Here is a 14,698-nt window from a genome sequence, read left to right as displayed (position 1 = left end):
GCCAGACCCGGGTGGCGTGCGGCTGCCGCGGTGCAGGCGTCCAGCCGCGTGGTGGGTGACGTTTACGCACCGGGGCGCCGGGAACCCGCCGCCCGTGCGACAGGACCCTGGGAAGCCGGAACAGTGCAGGTCAGCAGGGGCGCTGGCCGACGCCGGCGGGCCCTTGTGTCGCCCGTCCCTGTTCGACGCGGTCCTGCTCGACCGCGACGGCACCCTGATCGAGGACGTGCCGTACAACCCGGATCCCGACAAGGTGCGTCCGATGCCTGGTGCCCGTACGGCGTTGGACCGGTTGCGGGCGGCCGGACTGAAACTCGCCGTGGTGACCAACCAGTCCGGACTGGCGCGGGGGCTCATCACCGCACGGCAACTGCACCTGGTCAACCACCGGATCGAGGTCCTGCTCGGCCCGTTCGACTGCTGGCAGGTGTGTCCGCACGACGACGGGGACCACTGCGGGTGCCGCAAGCCACGGCCGGGTCTGGTGCACGCCGCCGCCCGGAGCCTCGGCACCGTGCCGGCCCGCTGCGCCCTGATCGGTGACATCGGTCGCGACGTCACGGCGGCGCTGGCCGCCGGTGCTACCGGCATCCTGGTCCCGACCCCGGTGACCCGCGCCGAGGAGGTGGCGGCGGCCCCGTGGGTGGCCGCCGACCTGTCCTCGGCGGTCGCGGAGATCCTTCGACGCCAGACGGCGCTGAGCCCGACGTCGGGGGCGGCGCATCGGTCGGCTGCCCGGCGAACCGGCGCGCGACGTCGCGATGGCGCCCGCACGGTGCTCGTGGCACGGTCGGATTCGGCGGGGGACGTGCTGGTGACCGGACCGGGAATCCGGGCGGTCGCCGCAGGTGCTGACCGGGTGGTGCTGCTCTGCGGTCCGCGGGGCCGAGCCGCCGCCGACCTGCTGCCCGGCGTCGACGAGGTGATCGAGCACCGGCTGCCCTGGATCGATCCGGCCCCGGCGCCGGTAGACCCGCGGGAAATGTCCCTCCTGACCACCCGACTGTCGGCGGTGGCCGCTGACGAGGCCGTCATCTTCACCTCCTTCCACCAGTCGCCGCTGCCCCTGGCGCTGCTGCTGCGGATGGCCGGGGTCACCCGGATCGCGGCGATCAGCGACGACTACCCGGGCAGCCTGCTGGACGTGCGGCACCGGGTGCCGACAGGTGTGCCGGAAGCCGAGCGGGCCCTCTCCCTGGCCGCCGCCGCCGGCTACGTGCTCGGTGCGGGCGACGAACCGGACCTGCGGCTACGCCCCGTCCCGCCACCCCCGCCCGAAGCCGGTGAACCGGGGTACGTGGTGCTGCATCCCGGCTCGGCGGCACCGGCCCGGGGTTGCCCGCCAGAGCTGGCCGAGCGGATCGCCGCCGCGCTGAGCGCCACCGGATACCGGGTGGTGGTCACCGGCGGCCCGCTCGAACGGGACCTCACCGCACGGGTCGCCGGACGGCACTGCCGGGACCTCGGAGGTCGGACCGGCCTGGTCGGGCTGGCCGCGATCGTGGCCGGAGCCGGCGCGGTGGTGGTCGGCAACACCGGACCGGCGCACCTGGCCGCCGCGTACGGCGTGCCGGTGGTGAGTCTCTTCGCTCCCACCGTCCCCTTCGGTCAGTGGGGGCCGTGGCGGGTGCCCACGGTACGTCTCGGTGACGCGACCGCGGCCTGCCGGGACACCCGGGCCGCGCGGTGTCCGGTGCCCGGCCACCCCTGTCTCAGCGACATCGAGCCAACTGCCGTCCTCGACGCGTTGCGGCTGCTGGGTGTACCGCCGGACCGGGCACCGGGCGCTCCGACCGGGCCTGGGTGCTCATCCGAGGTGGTCACCGCCGGCGGTGGAGGTGGCCGATGAACATCCTGCTCTGGCACGTGCACGGGTCCTGGACCACCTCGTTCGTGCACGGTAGGCACCGTTACCTGATCCCGACCACCCCGGATCGGGGACCGTACGGGCTGGGTCGCGCCCGGACGTACACCTGGCCGGACAGCGCTGCGGAAGTCGACCCGGAGCAGCTGCGCACCGCCGACGTCGACGTGGTGATCCTGCAACGCCCGGAGGAACTCGACCTGGCCGAGCAGTGGCTGGGTCGCCGGCCCGGCCGGGACCTACCGGCCGTCTATGTGGAACACAACACGCCGAAGGACGGTCAGGTCCCCGACAGCCGGCATCCGATGGCCGACCGGGACGATCTCCTCGTCGCCCATGTGACCGCGTTCAACGAGCTGTTCTGGGACACCGGTACGACCCGCACCACGGTCGTCGACCACGGCATCGTGGCGCCGACGCCGACCTGGACCGGTGAACTGAGCCGACTGGCCGTCGTGATCAACGAACCGGTACGCCGGTGGCGGGTCACCGGCACCGACTTGCTCCCCAGGTTCGCCGAGATCGCCCCACTCGACGTCTTCGGCATGAAGGTGGCCGGGCTGGCCGAGCACCTCGGTCTGCCGACCGACCGGTTGACCAGCCACGACGACGTGCCCCAGCACCGGATGCACGCCGAGTTGGCGCGTCGTCGGGCGTACCTGCACCTGTGCCGGTGGACGTCACTCGGGTTGAGTCTGATCGAGGCGATGGCCATGGGCATGCCGGTGGTGGCGTTGGCCACCACTGAAGCGGTGACGGCGGTACCACCGGGTGCCGGTGCACTCTCCACCCGGGTCGACACCCTGCTGGAGGCCGCCGCCCGCTTCGTCGCCGACCCGCTGCGGGCCCGCACGGCCGGCGTCGAGGCCCGCACGGCCGCTGCCGAACGCTACGGCCTCGACCGTTTCCTCACCGACTGGGACCGGCTGCTGGAGGAGGAAGTATGCGGATAGCGATGATCTCGGAGCATGCCAGCCCGCTCGCCATCCTGGGCGGTGCGGACGCCGGCGGCCAGAACACGCACGTCGCGGAACTCTCCGCCGCGCTGGTCGCCGCCGGGCACGACGTTCGGGTCTACACCCGCCGCGACGCGGTGGACCTGCCGGTGACGGTACGCAGCCCGGACGGCTACGACGTGGTGCACGTGCCGGCGGGGCCGGCCGAGCCGGTGGCCAAGGACGGTCTGCTGCCGCACATGGGCCCGTTCGGCGCCTGGCTGATCGACCGGTGGCGGGGAGGTGACTGGGCTCCCGAGGTGGTCCACGCACACTTTTGGATGAGCGGGTTGGCCGCGCTGGACGCCGGCCGGGAGACCGGGGTGCCGGTGGTGCAGACGTACCACGCGCTCGGCACGGTGAAGCGTCGGCACCAGGGGGTGCAGGACACCAGTCCGGCCCGGCGGATCGCCTACGAGCGTCACCTGGGACGTTCGGTGGACCGGGTGATCGCGCAGTGCCGCGACGAGGTGGGCGAGCTGGTCCGGATGGGGGTGCCCCGGTCGGCGATGACGGTCGTCCCGTCCGGGGTCAACCTGGAGACCTTCGCTCCGCTGGGGCTGGCCACCGAACGCGAGCCCGGGCGAACCCGCATCCTCACGGTGGGTCGACTGGTGGAGCGCAAGGGTTTCCAGACGGTGGTACGTGCGATGGAGCACGTACCGGAGGCCGAGTGTGTGGTGGTCGGTGGTCCACCGGCCGGTCTGTTGGAGACCGACCCGTACGCGCGGCGGCTGCGGGCGCTCGCCGGCAGCTGCGGCGTCGCCGAGCGGGTCCGGCTGGTCGGTGCGGTGCCCCGGGAGGAGATGGGCCGCTGGTACCGCTCGGCGGACGTCCTGGTCGCCGCGCCCTGGTACGAGCCGTTCGGGCTGACCCCGCTGGAGGCGATGGCGTGCGGGGTGCCGGTGGTGGCCACGGCTGTCGGCGGTCTGCGGGACACGGTGGTCGACGGTGTGACCGGGGACCTGGTGCCGGCGCGGGATCCGCGTGCGTTGGGTGCTGCGCTGCGGGCGCTGCTCGACGATCGCATCCGCCGGTTCGCGTACGCGGGCGCGGCGCGGGCCCGGGCGCGTCGGCACTACTCGTGGGCGGTCACCGCCCAGCGCCTCGTCGAGGTCTACGACGAGGTGGCCACGGTGCACCGACCGACCCGGGTGGTGGCCTGATGAGTCTGCTCGACACGCACCTGGCCCACCTGACCGAGGCGCTGCCCTCGTTCCGGCGCTGGGAGCCGCTGCTCGCCCGCTGGGGCGTGGCGCTGGCCGGACGGCTGACCGCCGGCGGTCGGCTGCTCGTGGCTGGTAACGGTGGCAGTGCCGCCGAGGCGCAACACCTGACCGCCGAGCTGGTCGGCAAGCTCCACGACGACCGTCGGCCACTGTCGGCCATCGCGCTGCACGCCGAGACTTCGGCGTTGACCGCGATCGGCAACGACTACGGCTACGAGGAGGTGTTCGCCCGGCAGGTACGCGCGCACGGCCGCCCCGACGACGTGCTGTTGCTGCTGTCCACGAGCGGCGCCAGCGGCAACCTGCTCGCCGCCGCGCAGGCTGGCCGGGACGCTGGCCTGTGTTGCTGGGCCTTCACCGGACCGTTGCCCAACCTGCTCGCCGAGGCGTGTCACGAGGCGCTCGCGGTGGACTCCTCGGACAGCCAGGTGGTCCAGGAGCTGCACCTCGTCGCCAGCCATCTGCTGTGTGAGTACGTGGAGCAGACGATGGCGGATCAGCTGACGCCGGTGACCGGTGCGGTGCGGGCGGGTGTCGAGGTGGTGCTGGACGGCGGTGCCGTCCGGCCGGTGCAGGCGTGAGGAGGCAAGCGTGACGGGACCCGTGGTGGTGGTCGGCGACACCCTGCTCGACCGGGACGTCGAGGGTGTGGTCAACCGGCTCTGTCCGGACTCGCCGGTTCCGGTTCTCGACGAGATCGCGAACCTGGATCGGCCCGGCGGTGCGGGGCTCGCCGCCGTCTTCGCCGCCGCACAGGGGGCCGAGGTGGTGTTGGTGACCGCGTTGGCCGACGATGCCGGTGGCGCTCGGCTGGGTGTGCTGCTCGCCGCCGCCGGGGTGCAGGTGTATCCGCTGCGACTGACCGGCGCGACTGCGGAGAAGATCCGGCTGAGGTCCGCCGGGCGGGTGCTGCTGCGGCATGACCGGGGCGGGGGTGTGGGGGAGCTGGGGGAGCCGGCCGAGGCGGTGCTGCGTGTGCTGGAGCGGGCAGCTGTGGTGCTGGTCAGTGACTACGGTCGGGCGGTGGCGCGGCAGCCGGCGCTGCGGGCGGCCCTGGCCTCGATCCGGGCCCCGCTGGTCTGGGATCCCCATCCCCGGGGTCCCGCCGCGGTACCCGGGGCGAACCTGGTCACCCCGAACGAGGCGGAGGTGCGGGAGCTGACGGAGGCGCCGGTCGGCGTGACCCGGTTGGCCACCGCAGCCGAGGGGGCGCAGCAGCTTCGGCAGCGGTGGCGGGCCGGGGCGGTCGCGGTGACGCTCGGTGCCGATGGTGCGCTGCTCAGCCACTCCGGGGCGACGCCGTTGATGGTGCCCGCTCCGGTGGCTGCCGAGGGGGACACGTGTGGCGCGGGCGATCGGTTCGCCGTCGCTGCCGGCCTCGCTCTGGCCCGTGGCGCGCTGGTCTCCGAGGCGGTGCAGGAGGCGGTGGCGGAGGCATCGGCGTACGTGGCGGACGGTGGTGTGGCGACGGCGCTGCCGGTGCCGGTGCGGCGCGCCCCGCAGGCGGTGCACGCCGCGGTTGCCGGTGATCGGGTCGGGGTTGCCGCGTCGGCAGCCGTGGTCGCCCGGGTCCGCGCTGCCGGGGGTACGGTCGTCGCCACCGGTGGCTGTTTCGACCTGCTGCACGCCGGCCATGTGGCGACGTTGCAGGCTGCCCGGCAGCTCGGCGACTGCCTGATCGTGTGCCTCAACTCCGATGCCAGTGTCACCGGCCTAAAGGGACCGGACCGGCCGGTGATGCGCCAGGACGACCGAAGTCGTCTGTTGGCCGCGTTGAGCTGCGTCGACGCGGTAATGATCTTCGACGAGCCGGCACCGGAAGCGGCGCTGTCCTGGCTGCGCCCGGACGTCTGGGTTAAGGGCGGGGACTACGCCACCGGCGGTCGTGACGGCGACGACCTGCCGGAGGCGGAGATCCTGCGCCGGTGGGGCGGTCACACGGTGGTGGTGCCCTACCTGGACGGGCGCTCAACCACCGAGATGATCGCCGCGACGGTCACCCGGCCGGAGGTCGTCCGGTGAGCGTTAGGAGTGAGCCGGTGTTGCGAGCCCCGCAGTCGCGAACGAGGGTTGTCCGGTGAGCGCGCCGGCCACCGGACGGACGGTGCTGGTCACCGGCGGCTCCAGCGGACTGGGCGCGGCGGTGGTGGCGGCGGTGGCTGCCGCCGGTGGTCGGCCGCTGGTGCTGGATCGGCAGGCGCCGGCCGACGGGGTGCCCTGGGCGGAGTGCGACCTGGCCGACACCCGCAGCGCCGAGGCGGCCACCCGCGAGTTGGCCGGACGCGTGGGCGGGCTGGACGCGGTGGTCACCGCCGCCGGCATCGACGTACCCGGTCGGCTCGCCGACGTGCCCGGTGCGACCTGGGACCGGATCGTCGCCGTCGACCTGCTGGCGACCGCCGCGGTGATCCGGGCCGCGCTGCCGTTCCTGACCGAGTCCCGGGGCACCGTTGTGACGGTGGCCTCCACCCTCGGCATCAAGGCGGTAAGCGACGCGACGGCGTACTGCGCGGCGAAGTTCGGGGTGGTCGGCTTCACCCGGGCGCTCGCCGCCGAACTGGCCGGCACGGTCGGTGTCACGCTGCTCATCCCGGGCGGGATGCGGACGGCCTTCTTCGACGAGCGTGACCCGCAGTACCGGCCGGGAGCGGACGCGATCCTCAACGATCCGGCCGACACCGCCGCCGCGATCATGTTCGCCCTGTCCCAGCCGGCCGGTTGCGCGATCCGCGAGATGGTCGTCTGCGCCGATCAGGAGACGTCGTACCCGTGATCCTGGCGCTGCGCGCCCTCGGCGTCGGTGATCTCGCCACGGCGGTCCCGGCGTTGCGGGCGTTGCGCGCGGCCTACCCGGACCAGCAGTTGGTGCTCGCCGCGCCGGCCTGGCTGGGGCCACTGGTCGAGCTGGTCGGCGGGGTGGACCGGGTACTGCCCACCGCCGGCCTGGACCGGCTGGACCGGCCCGCCGGGCGGGTGGAGGTGGCGGTCAACCTGCACGGCCGGGGCCCTCGGTCGCACCGGCTGCTGGCCGCCGTCCGACCTGGCCGGATGCTCGCCTTCGCCAACGTCGAGGCGTCGCACGCCGACGGGCCGGAGTGGGACGACGACGAGCACGAGGTGTCGCGCTGGTGCCGGCTGCTGCGCGGGTACGGGATTCCGGCCGACCCGGCCGACCTGGACCTGCGGCGACCGGGCCCGGTGGCGGCGGCCAGCGGGGTCACGGTGCTGCATGCCGGTTCGAAGGAGCCGGCCAAGCGCTGGCCGGCCGGCCGGTACGTGACCCTGGCCCGGGAGCTGACCGTACGGGGGCACCGGGTGGTGTTGACCGGCAGCGCCGCGGAGCGGGCCGTGGTGGCTCGCATCGCGTACCAGGCCGGGTTGCCTGCCGCTGCGGTGCTGGCCGGCCGCACGGACCTGGCCCAACTCGCCGCTCTGATCGCCGGTGCGCGTCTGGTGGTCAGCGGGGACACCGGGGTGGCGCATCTGGCCACCGGCTACCGCACCCCGTCGGTGGTGCTGTTCGGCCCGGTTCCGCCGGCGCGGTGGGGCCCGCCGCCGGAGCGTCGGCGGCACCGGGCACTCTGGGTCGGCGCGCGGGCCTGGTCGGAGTGGAACGGGGCAGGTCACCATCCCACGATGGTCGCCCTCGGTGTGGACGAGGTTCTGACCGCGGTCGACGAGGTGGAGCGGGCGGTGCGGGTGGATCGTGCGGTTGCGGCGTAGCGATCCGGGTCGGCCGGGTTACCGGCGACGTCGGCGGGGCCGGGGCTGGTCGTTCGTGGACCCGCACGGCGAGCCGGTACACGACCCCGACGAACTGGCCCGGCTGCGCGCCCTTGTCATCCCGCCGGCCTGGCGGGATGTGTGGATCTCACCGCACGCCAATGGGCACATCCAGGCCATCGGTGTCGACGCGGCCGGGCGTAAGCAGTACCTCTACCACCCGCTGTGGCGGCAGCGGCAGGACGAGGCCAAGTTCGACCATGTGTTGGAGGTGGCGGGCCGGCTGCCGCTGCTGCGTGAGCGGGTCGGCAACGACCTGAGAGCACGCGGGCTGCGCCGGGAGCGGGTGCTGGCGACGGTGGCCAGACTGCTCGACATGGGCGCCTTCCGGGTGGGCAGCGACCAGTACGCCTCGGGCGAGGACCCGACCTTCGGGGTGGCGACCCTGCGTCCCGAACACGCTCGGCTCCGGCGTGGTTGTGTGCTGTTCGAGTTCCCGGCCAAGGGCGGCATCCAACAGGTACGGCTGATCTCCGATCCGCAGTTGTGTCGGGTACTCACCGATCTGCGTCGGCGGCGACGGGCGACCGACCGGTTGTTCGGTTACTGGGACGGCCGGCAGTGGCGGGACGTACGCGCCGACGAGGTGAACGACTACCTGCGTGAGGTCAGCGGTGGTGAGATGACCGCTAAGGACTTCCGTACCTGGCATGCGACGGTTCGGGCGGCGACGGAGCTTGCCTCGGTGGCCTCCGTCCGGTCGGTCACGGCTCGCCGCCGGGCGGTGGCGGCGGTGATGCGGCAGGTGGCGGAGCTGCTCGGGAACACTCCCACGGTGGCCCGTGCCTCGTACGTGGATCCGCGGGTGGTGGATCTGTTCCATGACGGTGTGGTCGTCGCGGTGACCGAGGCGACCTCTCCGGAGCAGGCCGAGCAGGCGGTGCTGAACCTGCTGGCGCGGACCTGACCGGGCGGCCCGACGGCGAGCGCATCCTGCCCGGACCCTGCTCGCTCTCGCCGTGCTCCTCACCGCCCGACTCTTCCGCCGCCGAATCGCCTGACTTTCGGGTCAGTCGTTGAGGACCTGGGAGAGGCGGTCACGGAAGCGGCGCTCGGAGGGACTGACCTCGGTACCGCCGAGGCCGAGCACACCGCCGGAGCTGGCCGCGCCGACGACCTGCTCGGCGATCTCCACCAGCCAGTGCCGGTACGCGCCAGCCTCTCCCTCGTCCACCTTGGCCGCCAACAGCGCCGACGCCTCCTTGGCCCGGCCCAGCACGTCCTCGGCGTAGCCGCGCGGGTCCGGCGGCTCGATGACCGGCATCTCCTCACCGGCCTCCGGGTCGCCGACCCGGGTGACGATCTCACCGGCCACGGCGGCCACCAGCGGGCTGGCCGACTCCCGCCCGCCGGAGATGGTCTCAAGTCCGGCGGCGCCCTCGGCCATCGTCGCCCTGGTGCCGTCGGACTCGGCGGCGCTCGCTGCGGTGAGCACCGACTGTGGCAGGCCGACCAGCAGCCCCCACTCCTCGTCGGAGAAACCGAAACCGGTGTACGCCGGCTCTTCGATCACGACCCGCCCCTCCCGCTCGTCGTGCACGTCCTCGTCAGCCGCACCGCCAGTGCGGCCGGCTCAGGTTAGTCCAGGGTGAGTAGGCCCTGTTCGGACACCACGCTCACCGACAGCGTCTTGTACCCGACCTCGTCAAACAGAACCGTCATACGGTCCTCCTCGTAGCTGAGCACCAGGCCGGAGCCCCACTCGGCGTGCCGTACCTGGCTGTGCACCGGGAACGGGCCCACCGAACCGTCGTCGGGCATGCTGGTGCCGGCGTGGCAGTTGTCGCAGTGCCCGCAGATGTCGGTCATCTGTTCACCGAAGTAGGCGAGCAGTGTCTGCCCCCGGCAGGCGCTGGTCTCCGCGAAGGCGCGCATCATGTCGGTACGCGACCGGGTCAGGCTCTGCTGCCGTTCCGCCTCGGCAAGCGCGGCTGCCGCCGCGTCGACCGGGGCGGGGGCGTAGCGGGGTGCGCTGACGCGCTGGCCGGCGGCCTGTTGCGCGGCGCCCACCTGTTCCAGCAGGGCGAGATGCTGCCCGAGTTTGCGTGGGCCGAGCCTGGTCACCTCGCGTAGTTCCTTGCGGGTGGTGGGTGCCCGGCGCAGCAACGCGGCCAGGTCACGCAGCTCGGTGGTATCGGGCAGGCCGCCGCTGAAGAAGCGTTGTAGACCTACGTCCTCGGCCTGCCACAGCAGCAGCACCCGGGCCGGTTGGCCGTCGCGGCCGGCCCGGCCGATCTCCTGGAAGTAGCTGTCCGGCGAGTCGGGCAGCGCCATGTGCACCACCCAGGCGATGTTGGGCTTGTCGATGCCCATGCCGAAGGCCGAGGTCGCGACCATGATCGGTACCTGGTCGGCGAGGAATGCCTCGTGCAGCCGGGCACGGGCGTTGGCCGCCATCCCGCCGTGGTAGTACTGCGCGGGGAAGCCTGCCCCGGTCAGCCGGTCGGCGAGGTCCTCAGCGGCGCGGCGGGTGGGCACGTAGATGATGCCGGGTCGCTCGTCCTCGCGCAGCAGGGCGATCAGCCGCCGCCACCGGTAGTCTTCGGTAGGGCAGTGGGCGACCTCGAGGAACAGGTTGGGCCGGTCCAGGCCGGAGACCACGATCTCGGGCTCGCGTAGTCGTAGCCGGTCGACGATGTCGTCGCGTACCGGTGGCGAGGCGGTTGCGGTGAGCGCGACCACCGGTGGTCGGCCGATGCCTTCGATGAGCTGCCCCAGCGCCAGGTAGTCCGGGCGGAAGTCGTGACCCCAGGCGGATATGCAGTGCGCCTCGTCGATCGCCACCAGGGCCGGCTTGAGGTCCCGGACCTCGGCCAGCCGGTCGGGGTTGGCCAACTGTTCCGGGGTGATGAAGAGGAACTCGGCCCGCCCGTCACGGATCTCGGCGATCGCCTCGGCCTGCTGGGCCGCCGTTTCGTCCGAGCTGATGCGGACCGCCCGCAGTTCCGAGCGCTGTCGTTCGTTGAGCGCGGCGATCTGGTCCTGCTGGAGCGCCAGCAGTGGTGAGATCACCACGGTCGGGCCGGGGATCAGGCTGGCCGGGATCTGGTAGATCGCGGACTTGCCGGCGCCGGTGGGTAGCACGACAAGCGCGTCGCGGCGGCGCATCACGGCCCGCATCGCGGCCAACTGGTTGGGCCGTAGAGCGGTCCAACCGAACAGGCTGCGCGCGGCGCGGCGCAGCGACGTCGAGTGTGTGGTCAGCTTCATCGAAGGCCGCAGGTACCCGGCAGGTTCCGCACCGAAACCCCGGGGGATCGGCGTCACCGGGCGGCCGTGCCCGCCCCGCCCTCGCCCCCGGTGCCCGTCGACCGGAGGTTCAGCGGCGGAACATCGCGCGGATGGCGATCAGCATGAGTATGCCCCCCACGACCAGGCCGAGTAGACGTACGCCGGGAATGTCGGCCGGGCTTGTCGCGTCGGCCAGCAGCATGGGGTCCATACCCGCACTGTCGCGGGGGTGGCGCCCCACGGCAACTGTAAGGTTTATTGACTATTGAGTGGCGCGGTGTGACCATGTCTGCACCGCCAGCCGGCGGGAGTCCACGGCGGAACACGCGGGGGTACAGCGCCGAATGAGCGATCGAATCGTGCGCAACGGCAACCTGGCGGCCCTGGCGACCGCGGTCCTGCAGCCCGGTTTCGTCGGCACCGTCCCACCCGCCTGGATCTGCCGCTGGCTCGGTGACGGGCTCGGCTCGGTGGTGCTGTTCGGTCGTAACGTCGTCGACCCCGGGCAGGTCGCCGCGCTGACCGCCGCGCTGCGCGCCGAGCGGTCGGACGTGATCGTCGCCATTGACGAGGAGGCCGGCGACGTCACCCGCATCGAGTCGGGGCGGGGTAGTTCCCGTCCGGGCAACCTGGCACTCGGCGCGATCGACGACCCCGTGCTCACCGAGGAGGTGGCCCGGGACCTCGGCGTGGAACTCGCCGCTGCCGGAGTCACCCTCAACTACGCGCCGGACGTCGACGTCAACTCCAACCCGGACAACCCGATCATCGGAGTCCGGTCCTTCGGCGCCGACCCGTCGCTCGTCGCGCGGCACGCCACCGCCTGGGTACGTGGCCTGCAGTCGGCAGGTGTCGCCGCCTGTGCGAAACACTTCCCAGGCCACGGTGACACCCGAGTCGACTCGCACCACGACCTGCCCCGCATCGACGCCGACCGCGTCCGGCTGCACACCGTCGAACTGGCCCCGTTCCGGGCCGCCGTGGCGGCGGGCGTCCAGGCGGTGATGACCGGACACCTGCTGGTACCGGCCCTTGATCCCGATTTGCCGGCCACCCTGAGCGGTCGGGTCCTGGGTGGGCTGCTGCGGGAGGAGATGGGCTTCGACGGGGTGGTGGTGACCGACGCGGTCGAGATGGGCGCGGTAGCCGGCCGCTACGGTCTCGCCGGTGCGGCGGTGCGTGCCCTGGCCGCCGGTGCGGACGCGATCTGCGTGGGCGGCGAGCACGCCGACGAGGAGACGGCCCGCCAGCTGCGCGACGCCATCGTCGACGCGGTCGTCGACGGCGAGCTGCCCGAGGAGCGGCTCACCGAGGCGGCCAAGCGGGTCGGTCAACTCGCCGACTGGACGGCGACCGCCCGCACCTGCCGGACGTACCCGCCGGGCACCCCTGGCGCCGCGGCCGGCGGCTCGGCCGTCGGACTCGTCGCGGCGCGACGTGCCGTCCGGGTCACCACCGGCGACGCCGCCCCCTCGTTGCCGCTGACCCGCCCGGCGCACGTCGTGGAGTTCCAGCCGCCGCACCACGTAGCGATCGGATCGGAGACTCCCTGGGGAGTGGCGGTGCCGTTGGCCGCCCTCGTTCCGGGTACCACGAGCGTCAGGTACGCCGAGAACTCGGTGCCGAGCGATCCGGCCGCGGACGCCGCCGGTCGGCCGCTGGTGCTGGTGGTCCGCGACCTGCACCGGCACGCCTGGATGGGGGACGCGGTCGACCGGGCGTTGGCGACTCGCCCCGACGCGGTGGTCGTCGAACTCGGTGTGCCCGCCCGGGTCACCGGTGCGGTCCACGTGGCCACCCACGGCGCGACACGGGCCGCCGGCCGCGCGGCAGCCGAACTGCTCGCCGGTGGTGTGGTCAGTCCGGGTTGGTGACCAGGTCGGTGTACTCCGGGTGACGATCGATGAAGGCGGCCATGAACGGGCAACGGGGCACCACCCGCTGCCCGTGCCCGCGGACCTGATCAAGGGTGCCGCGCATCAGTGCCGCGCCGACGCCCATGTTCTGGAAGGCCGCGTCCACCTCGGTGTGCGTGAAGATCAGCACCTGTGCGCGGTCCAGGTAAGCGGTGAAGCCGGCGAGCGCGTCGTCGACCAGGATCTCGTAGCGGTGTCTGGCGGGGTTGTCCTCGACAAGCATGCTCACCTCTGCATTGTCCACCGGCGGTCGGTTCGCCGGGGTCTCGTACGCTTGACCGCGTGACGAATCGACCCCCCGCCCGTAGCGCTCCGCGCCCCTCCACCCCCCGCCGCGCCTCCGTCCGGCTGGCCGGACTGCTGACCGGCCTCGCCCTCGGTGCGGCCGTGCTGGCCGGTTGTAGCTCGGAAGGGGCCAGCACCGACTGCGGGCTGGACGCCTGCACGGTCACCTTCGACCGGGGCGTGGACGCCCGGGCGAGCATCCTCGGCGTCGAGGCCCGTCTGGTCGAGGCGCAGGACGACGTGGTGACCATCGAGGTCGGTGGCGAACAACTGTCGCTCACCGTCGGTCAGCAGGCGGCCGATGTCGGAGGCCTCGCGGTCACCCTGGACAGCGTCACCGATTCGGAGGTGAGGGTCCGCATCGCCCGCAACCCGGGTTGACCGGACCGAGGGCGGCGGGCCAGCACGTTTGGGAATCTTCACCTTCGGAGATTGAGGCGCCATGTCTCTTTCCCGGAACGCCGAAGCCACCGCCGCCCGTACGGCAGACAGCCGGTGGCTGGAACTCCTCGCCCGGGCCGGTTTCGTCGGCTACGGGATCGTGCATCTGCTGTTCGGCTGGTTGGCGCTGCAGATCGCGTTCGGCAACTCGTCGGACGACGGCGACCAGTCCGGGGCGCTGCGGACCCTGGCCGCGCAACCCATGGGCCAGTTCCTGGTCATCGCCATCGCCGTGGGCATGCTCGCCATGGCGATCTGGCAGGCGCTGGAGGCGGTCGTCGGACACCGGGCCGAGCGGGGCAACGACCGGCTCAAGGAACGGGTCGTCTCCGCCGCCCGCACCCTGATCTACCTCTGGCTGGCCTGGACCGCCTGGAAGGTCTTCTCGGACGCCAACTCCGACAGCGCCTCCCAGCAGGAGGACCTGTCGGCCCGGTTGATGGAGTCCACCGGTGGTCGCTGGCTGGTCGGCCTCGCGGGTCTGGTGCTCGCAGGCGTCGGCGTCGGCATGACGATCTACGGCCTCAAGAAGAAGTTCATGAAGCGCCTGAAGACCGGTGAGATGAACGCCAGGACCACCCAGCTCGCCCGACGGCTCGGCATGGCCGGTTACGCCTCCCGGGGTGTCGCCTTCTCCGTCACCGGTCTGCTGGTCATACTGGCTGCGGTGAACTACGACCCCGAGAAGGCCCGTGGTCTGGACGCCGCCCTGCGTACCCTGCGTGACCAGTCGTTCGGCACCATTCTGCTCACGCTCATCGCGCTGGGCATCGCGGCGTTCGGCGTCTACTGCTTTCTCCAGTCCCGCTACCGCAAGGTATGACCTTCTCCTCCCCGGCGACCCCCGCGGTGGCCGGGACCGGCGATTCAGGGCACCATTGCCCCTTTGCCGGATCTTGAATGCCCGCACGCCGGACACCACCACCGGATATCGCTGTCGGGTCGGAAGGAGAA

The 14,698-nt window shown here is 72.6% G+C and carries 15 protein-coding genes; 11 read left to right on the top strand and 4 right to left on the bottom strand.

All coding sequences use genetic code 11. The annotated features are described in order from the left end of the window. The first annotated feature begins 163 nt into the window (after nucleotides 1-163). From HCA58_RS10230 to HCA58_RS10195, 8 genes are read left to right on the top strand one after another with little or no spacing between them, the layout of a single operon-like run. On the top strand, nucleotides 164-1,849 hold the full coding sequence (locus tag HCA58_RS10230; RefSeq protein ID WP_240955928.1) for an HAD-IIIA family hydrolase: 1,686 nt from the start codon (nucleotides 164-166) through the stop codon (nucleotides 1,847-1,849). Beyond that, the gene (locus HCA58_RS10225; protein WP_169597541.1) at nucleotides 1,846-2,817 is read left to right on the top strand and encodes a glycosyltransferase; all 972 of its coding nucleotides are present in this window, start codon (nucleotides 1,846-1,848) and stop codon (nucleotides 2,815-2,817) included. Before HCA58_RS10230 ends, HCA58_RS10225 begins: the two co-directional genes overlap by 4 nt. Further along, a complete protein-coding gene (locus HCA58_RS10220) occupies nucleotides 2,808-4,025 on the top strand; it encodes a glycosyltransferase (RefSeq protein ID WP_169597540.1) in 1,218 nt (405 codons plus the stop codon). The genes HCA58_RS10225 and HCA58_RS10220 overlap by 10 nt, the downstream gene beginning before the upstream one ends. Next, the gene (locus tag HCA58_RS10215) at nucleotides 4,025-4,669 is read left to right on the top strand and encodes an SIS domain-containing protein (RefSeq protein WP_169597539.1); all 645 of its coding nucleotides are present in this window, start codon (nucleotides 4,025-4,027) and stop codon (nucleotides 4,667-4,669) included. The genes HCA58_RS10220 and HCA58_RS10215 overlap by 1 nt, the downstream gene beginning before the upstream one ends. A 10-nt stretch (nucleotides 4,670-4,679) precedes the next feature. Beyond that, entirely contained in the window at nucleotides 4,680-6,110 is a 1,431-nt protein-coding gene (locus tag HCA58_RS10210) for a PfkB family carbohydrate kinase (protein WP_169597538.1), read from the top strand. A gap of 55 nt (nucleotides 6,111-6,165) precedes the next feature. Beyond that, nucleotides 6,166-6,861, top strand: coding sequence for an SDR family oxidoreductase (locus HCA58_RS10205; RefSeq protein WP_169597537.1), 696 nt, complete (start codon nucleotides 6,166-6,168; stop codon nucleotides 6,859-6,861). After that, on the top strand, nucleotides 6,858-7,811 hold the full coding sequence (locus HCA58_RS10200) for a glycosyltransferase family 9 protein (protein WP_169597536.1): 954 nt from the start codon (nucleotides 6,858-6,860) through the stop codon (nucleotides 7,809-7,811). Before HCA58_RS10205 ends, HCA58_RS10200 begins: the two co-directional genes overlap by 4 nt. Further along, a complete protein-coding gene (locus HCA58_RS10195; RefSeq protein ID WP_169597535.1) occupies nucleotides 7,795-8,778 on the top strand; it encodes a DNA topoisomerase IB in 984 nt (327 codons plus the stop codon). Before HCA58_RS10200 ends, HCA58_RS10195 begins: the two co-directional genes overlap by 17 nt. 102 nt (nucleotides 8,779-8,880) lie before the next feature. Here HCA58_RS10195 and HCA58_RS10190 read toward each other — a convergent pair whose 3' ends face one another. The 3 genes from HCA58_RS10190 to HCA58_RS23875 all read right to left on the bottom strand — a co-directional run bounded on the left by HCA58_RS10190 (nucleotide 8,881) and on the right by HCA58_RS23875 (nucleotide 11,313). Continuing rightward, nucleotides 8,881-9,384, bottom strand: coding sequence for a hypothetical protein (locus HCA58_RS10190; RefSeq protein WP_169597534.1), 504 nt, complete (start codon nucleotides 9,382-9,384; stop codon nucleotides 8,881-8,883). Nucleotides 9,385-9,449: 65 nt separating this feature from the next. Next, nucleotides 9,450-11,081, bottom strand: a complete 1,632-nt coding sequence (locus tag HCA58_RS10185) for a RecQ family ATP-dependent DNA helicase (RefSeq protein ID WP_169597533.1) — start codon at nucleotides 11,079-11,081, stop codon at nucleotides 9,450-9,452. Nucleotides 11,082-11,190: 109 nt separating this feature from the next. Beyond that, complete coding sequence (locus HCA58_RS23875; RefSeq protein ID WP_277351235.1) at nucleotides 11,191-11,313, bottom strand: hypothetical protein; 123 nt, start codon at nucleotides 11,311-11,313, stop codon at nucleotides 11,191-11,193. A gap of 133 nt (nucleotides 11,314-11,446) precedes the next feature. Between HCA58_RS23875 and HCA58_RS10180 the strand changes: the two genes are divergently transcribed. After that, a complete protein-coding gene (locus HCA58_RS10180; RefSeq protein WP_169597532.1) occupies nucleotides 11,447-12,976 on the top strand; it encodes a glycoside hydrolase family 3 N-terminal domain-containing protein in 1,530 nt (509 codons plus the stop codon). Here HCA58_RS10180 and HCA58_RS10175 read toward each other — a convergent pair. Then, nucleotides 12,960-13,241 (bottom strand): GNAT family N-acetyltransferase, encoded by a 282-nt coding sequence (locus HCA58_RS10175; RefSeq protein ID WP_205808289.1) that lies wholly within the window; start codon nucleotides 13,239-13,241, stop codon nucleotides 12,960-12,962. The genes HCA58_RS10180 and HCA58_RS10175 overlap by 17 nt on opposite strands. 59 nt (nucleotides 13,242-13,300) lie before the next feature. Between HCA58_RS10175 and HCA58_RS10170 the strand changes: the two genes are divergently transcribed. Together HCA58_RS10170 and HCA58_RS10165 are read left to right on the top strand one after the other, a co-directional pair. Beyond that, nucleotides 13,301-13,684: a hypothetical protein gene (locus tag HCA58_RS10170; RefSeq protein WP_169597530.1), complete on the top strand. Its 384-nt coding sequence runs from the start codon at nucleotides 13,301-13,303 to the stop codon at nucleotides 13,682-13,684. Between the two features lie 61 nt (nucleotides 13,685-13,745). Further along, nucleotides 13,746-14,567 carry a DUF1206 domain-containing protein gene (locus tag HCA58_RS10165; protein ID WP_169597529.1) on the top strand — a complete coding sequence of 274 codons (822 nt, stop codon included), beginning with the start codon at nucleotides 13,746-13,748 and terminating at the stop codon, nucleotides 14,565-14,567. Nucleotides 14,568-14,698 lie beyond the last annotated feature (131 nt).

The organism is Micromonospora sp. HNM0581 (genome assembly GCF_012726175.1).
Taxonomy (GTDB): domain Bacteria; phylum Actinomycetota; class Actinomycetes; order Mycobacteriales; family Micromonosporaceae; genus Micromonospora.
The sequence above is the reverse complement of the archived record's forward strand: the minus strand, read 5'-3'. Positions and strand labels throughout refer to the sequence as shown.

Excerpts from the sequence above, each read along its gene's own strand:
- HCA58_RS10185 (WP_169597533.1), bottom strand. The coding sequence starts at position 11,081 with ATGAAGCTGACCACACACTCGACGTCGCTGCGCCGCGCCGCGCGCAGC.
- HCA58_RS10215 (WP_169597539.1), top strand. The coding sequence starts at position 4,025 with ATGAGTCTGCTCGACACGCACCTGGCCCACCTGACCGAGGCGCTGCCC.
- HCA58_RS23875 (WP_277351235.1), bottom strand. The coding sequence starts at position 11,313 with ATGGACCCCATGCTGCTGGCCGACGCGACAAGCCCGGCCGACATTCCC.
- HCA58_RS10165 (WP_169597529.1), top strand. The coding sequence starts at position 13,746 with ATGTCTCTTTCCCGGAACGCCGAAGCCACCGCCGCCCGTACGGCAGAC.
- HCA58_RS10225 (WP_169597541.1), top strand. The coding sequence starts at position 1,846 with ATGAACATCCTGCTCTGGCACGTGCACGGGTCCTGGACCACCTCGTTC.
- HCA58_RS10180 (WP_169597532.1), top strand. The coding sequence starts at position 11,447 with ATGAGCGATCGAATCGTGCGCAACGGCAACCTGGCGGCCCTGGCGACC.
- HCA58_RS10175 (WP_205808289.1), bottom strand. The coding sequence starts at position 13,241 with ATGCTTGTCGAGGACAACCCCGCCAGACACCGCTACGAGATCCTGGTC.
- HCA58_RS10220 (WP_169597540.1), top strand. The coding sequence starts at position 2,808 with ATGCGGATAGCGATGATCTCGGAGCATGCCAGCCCGCTCGCCATCCTG.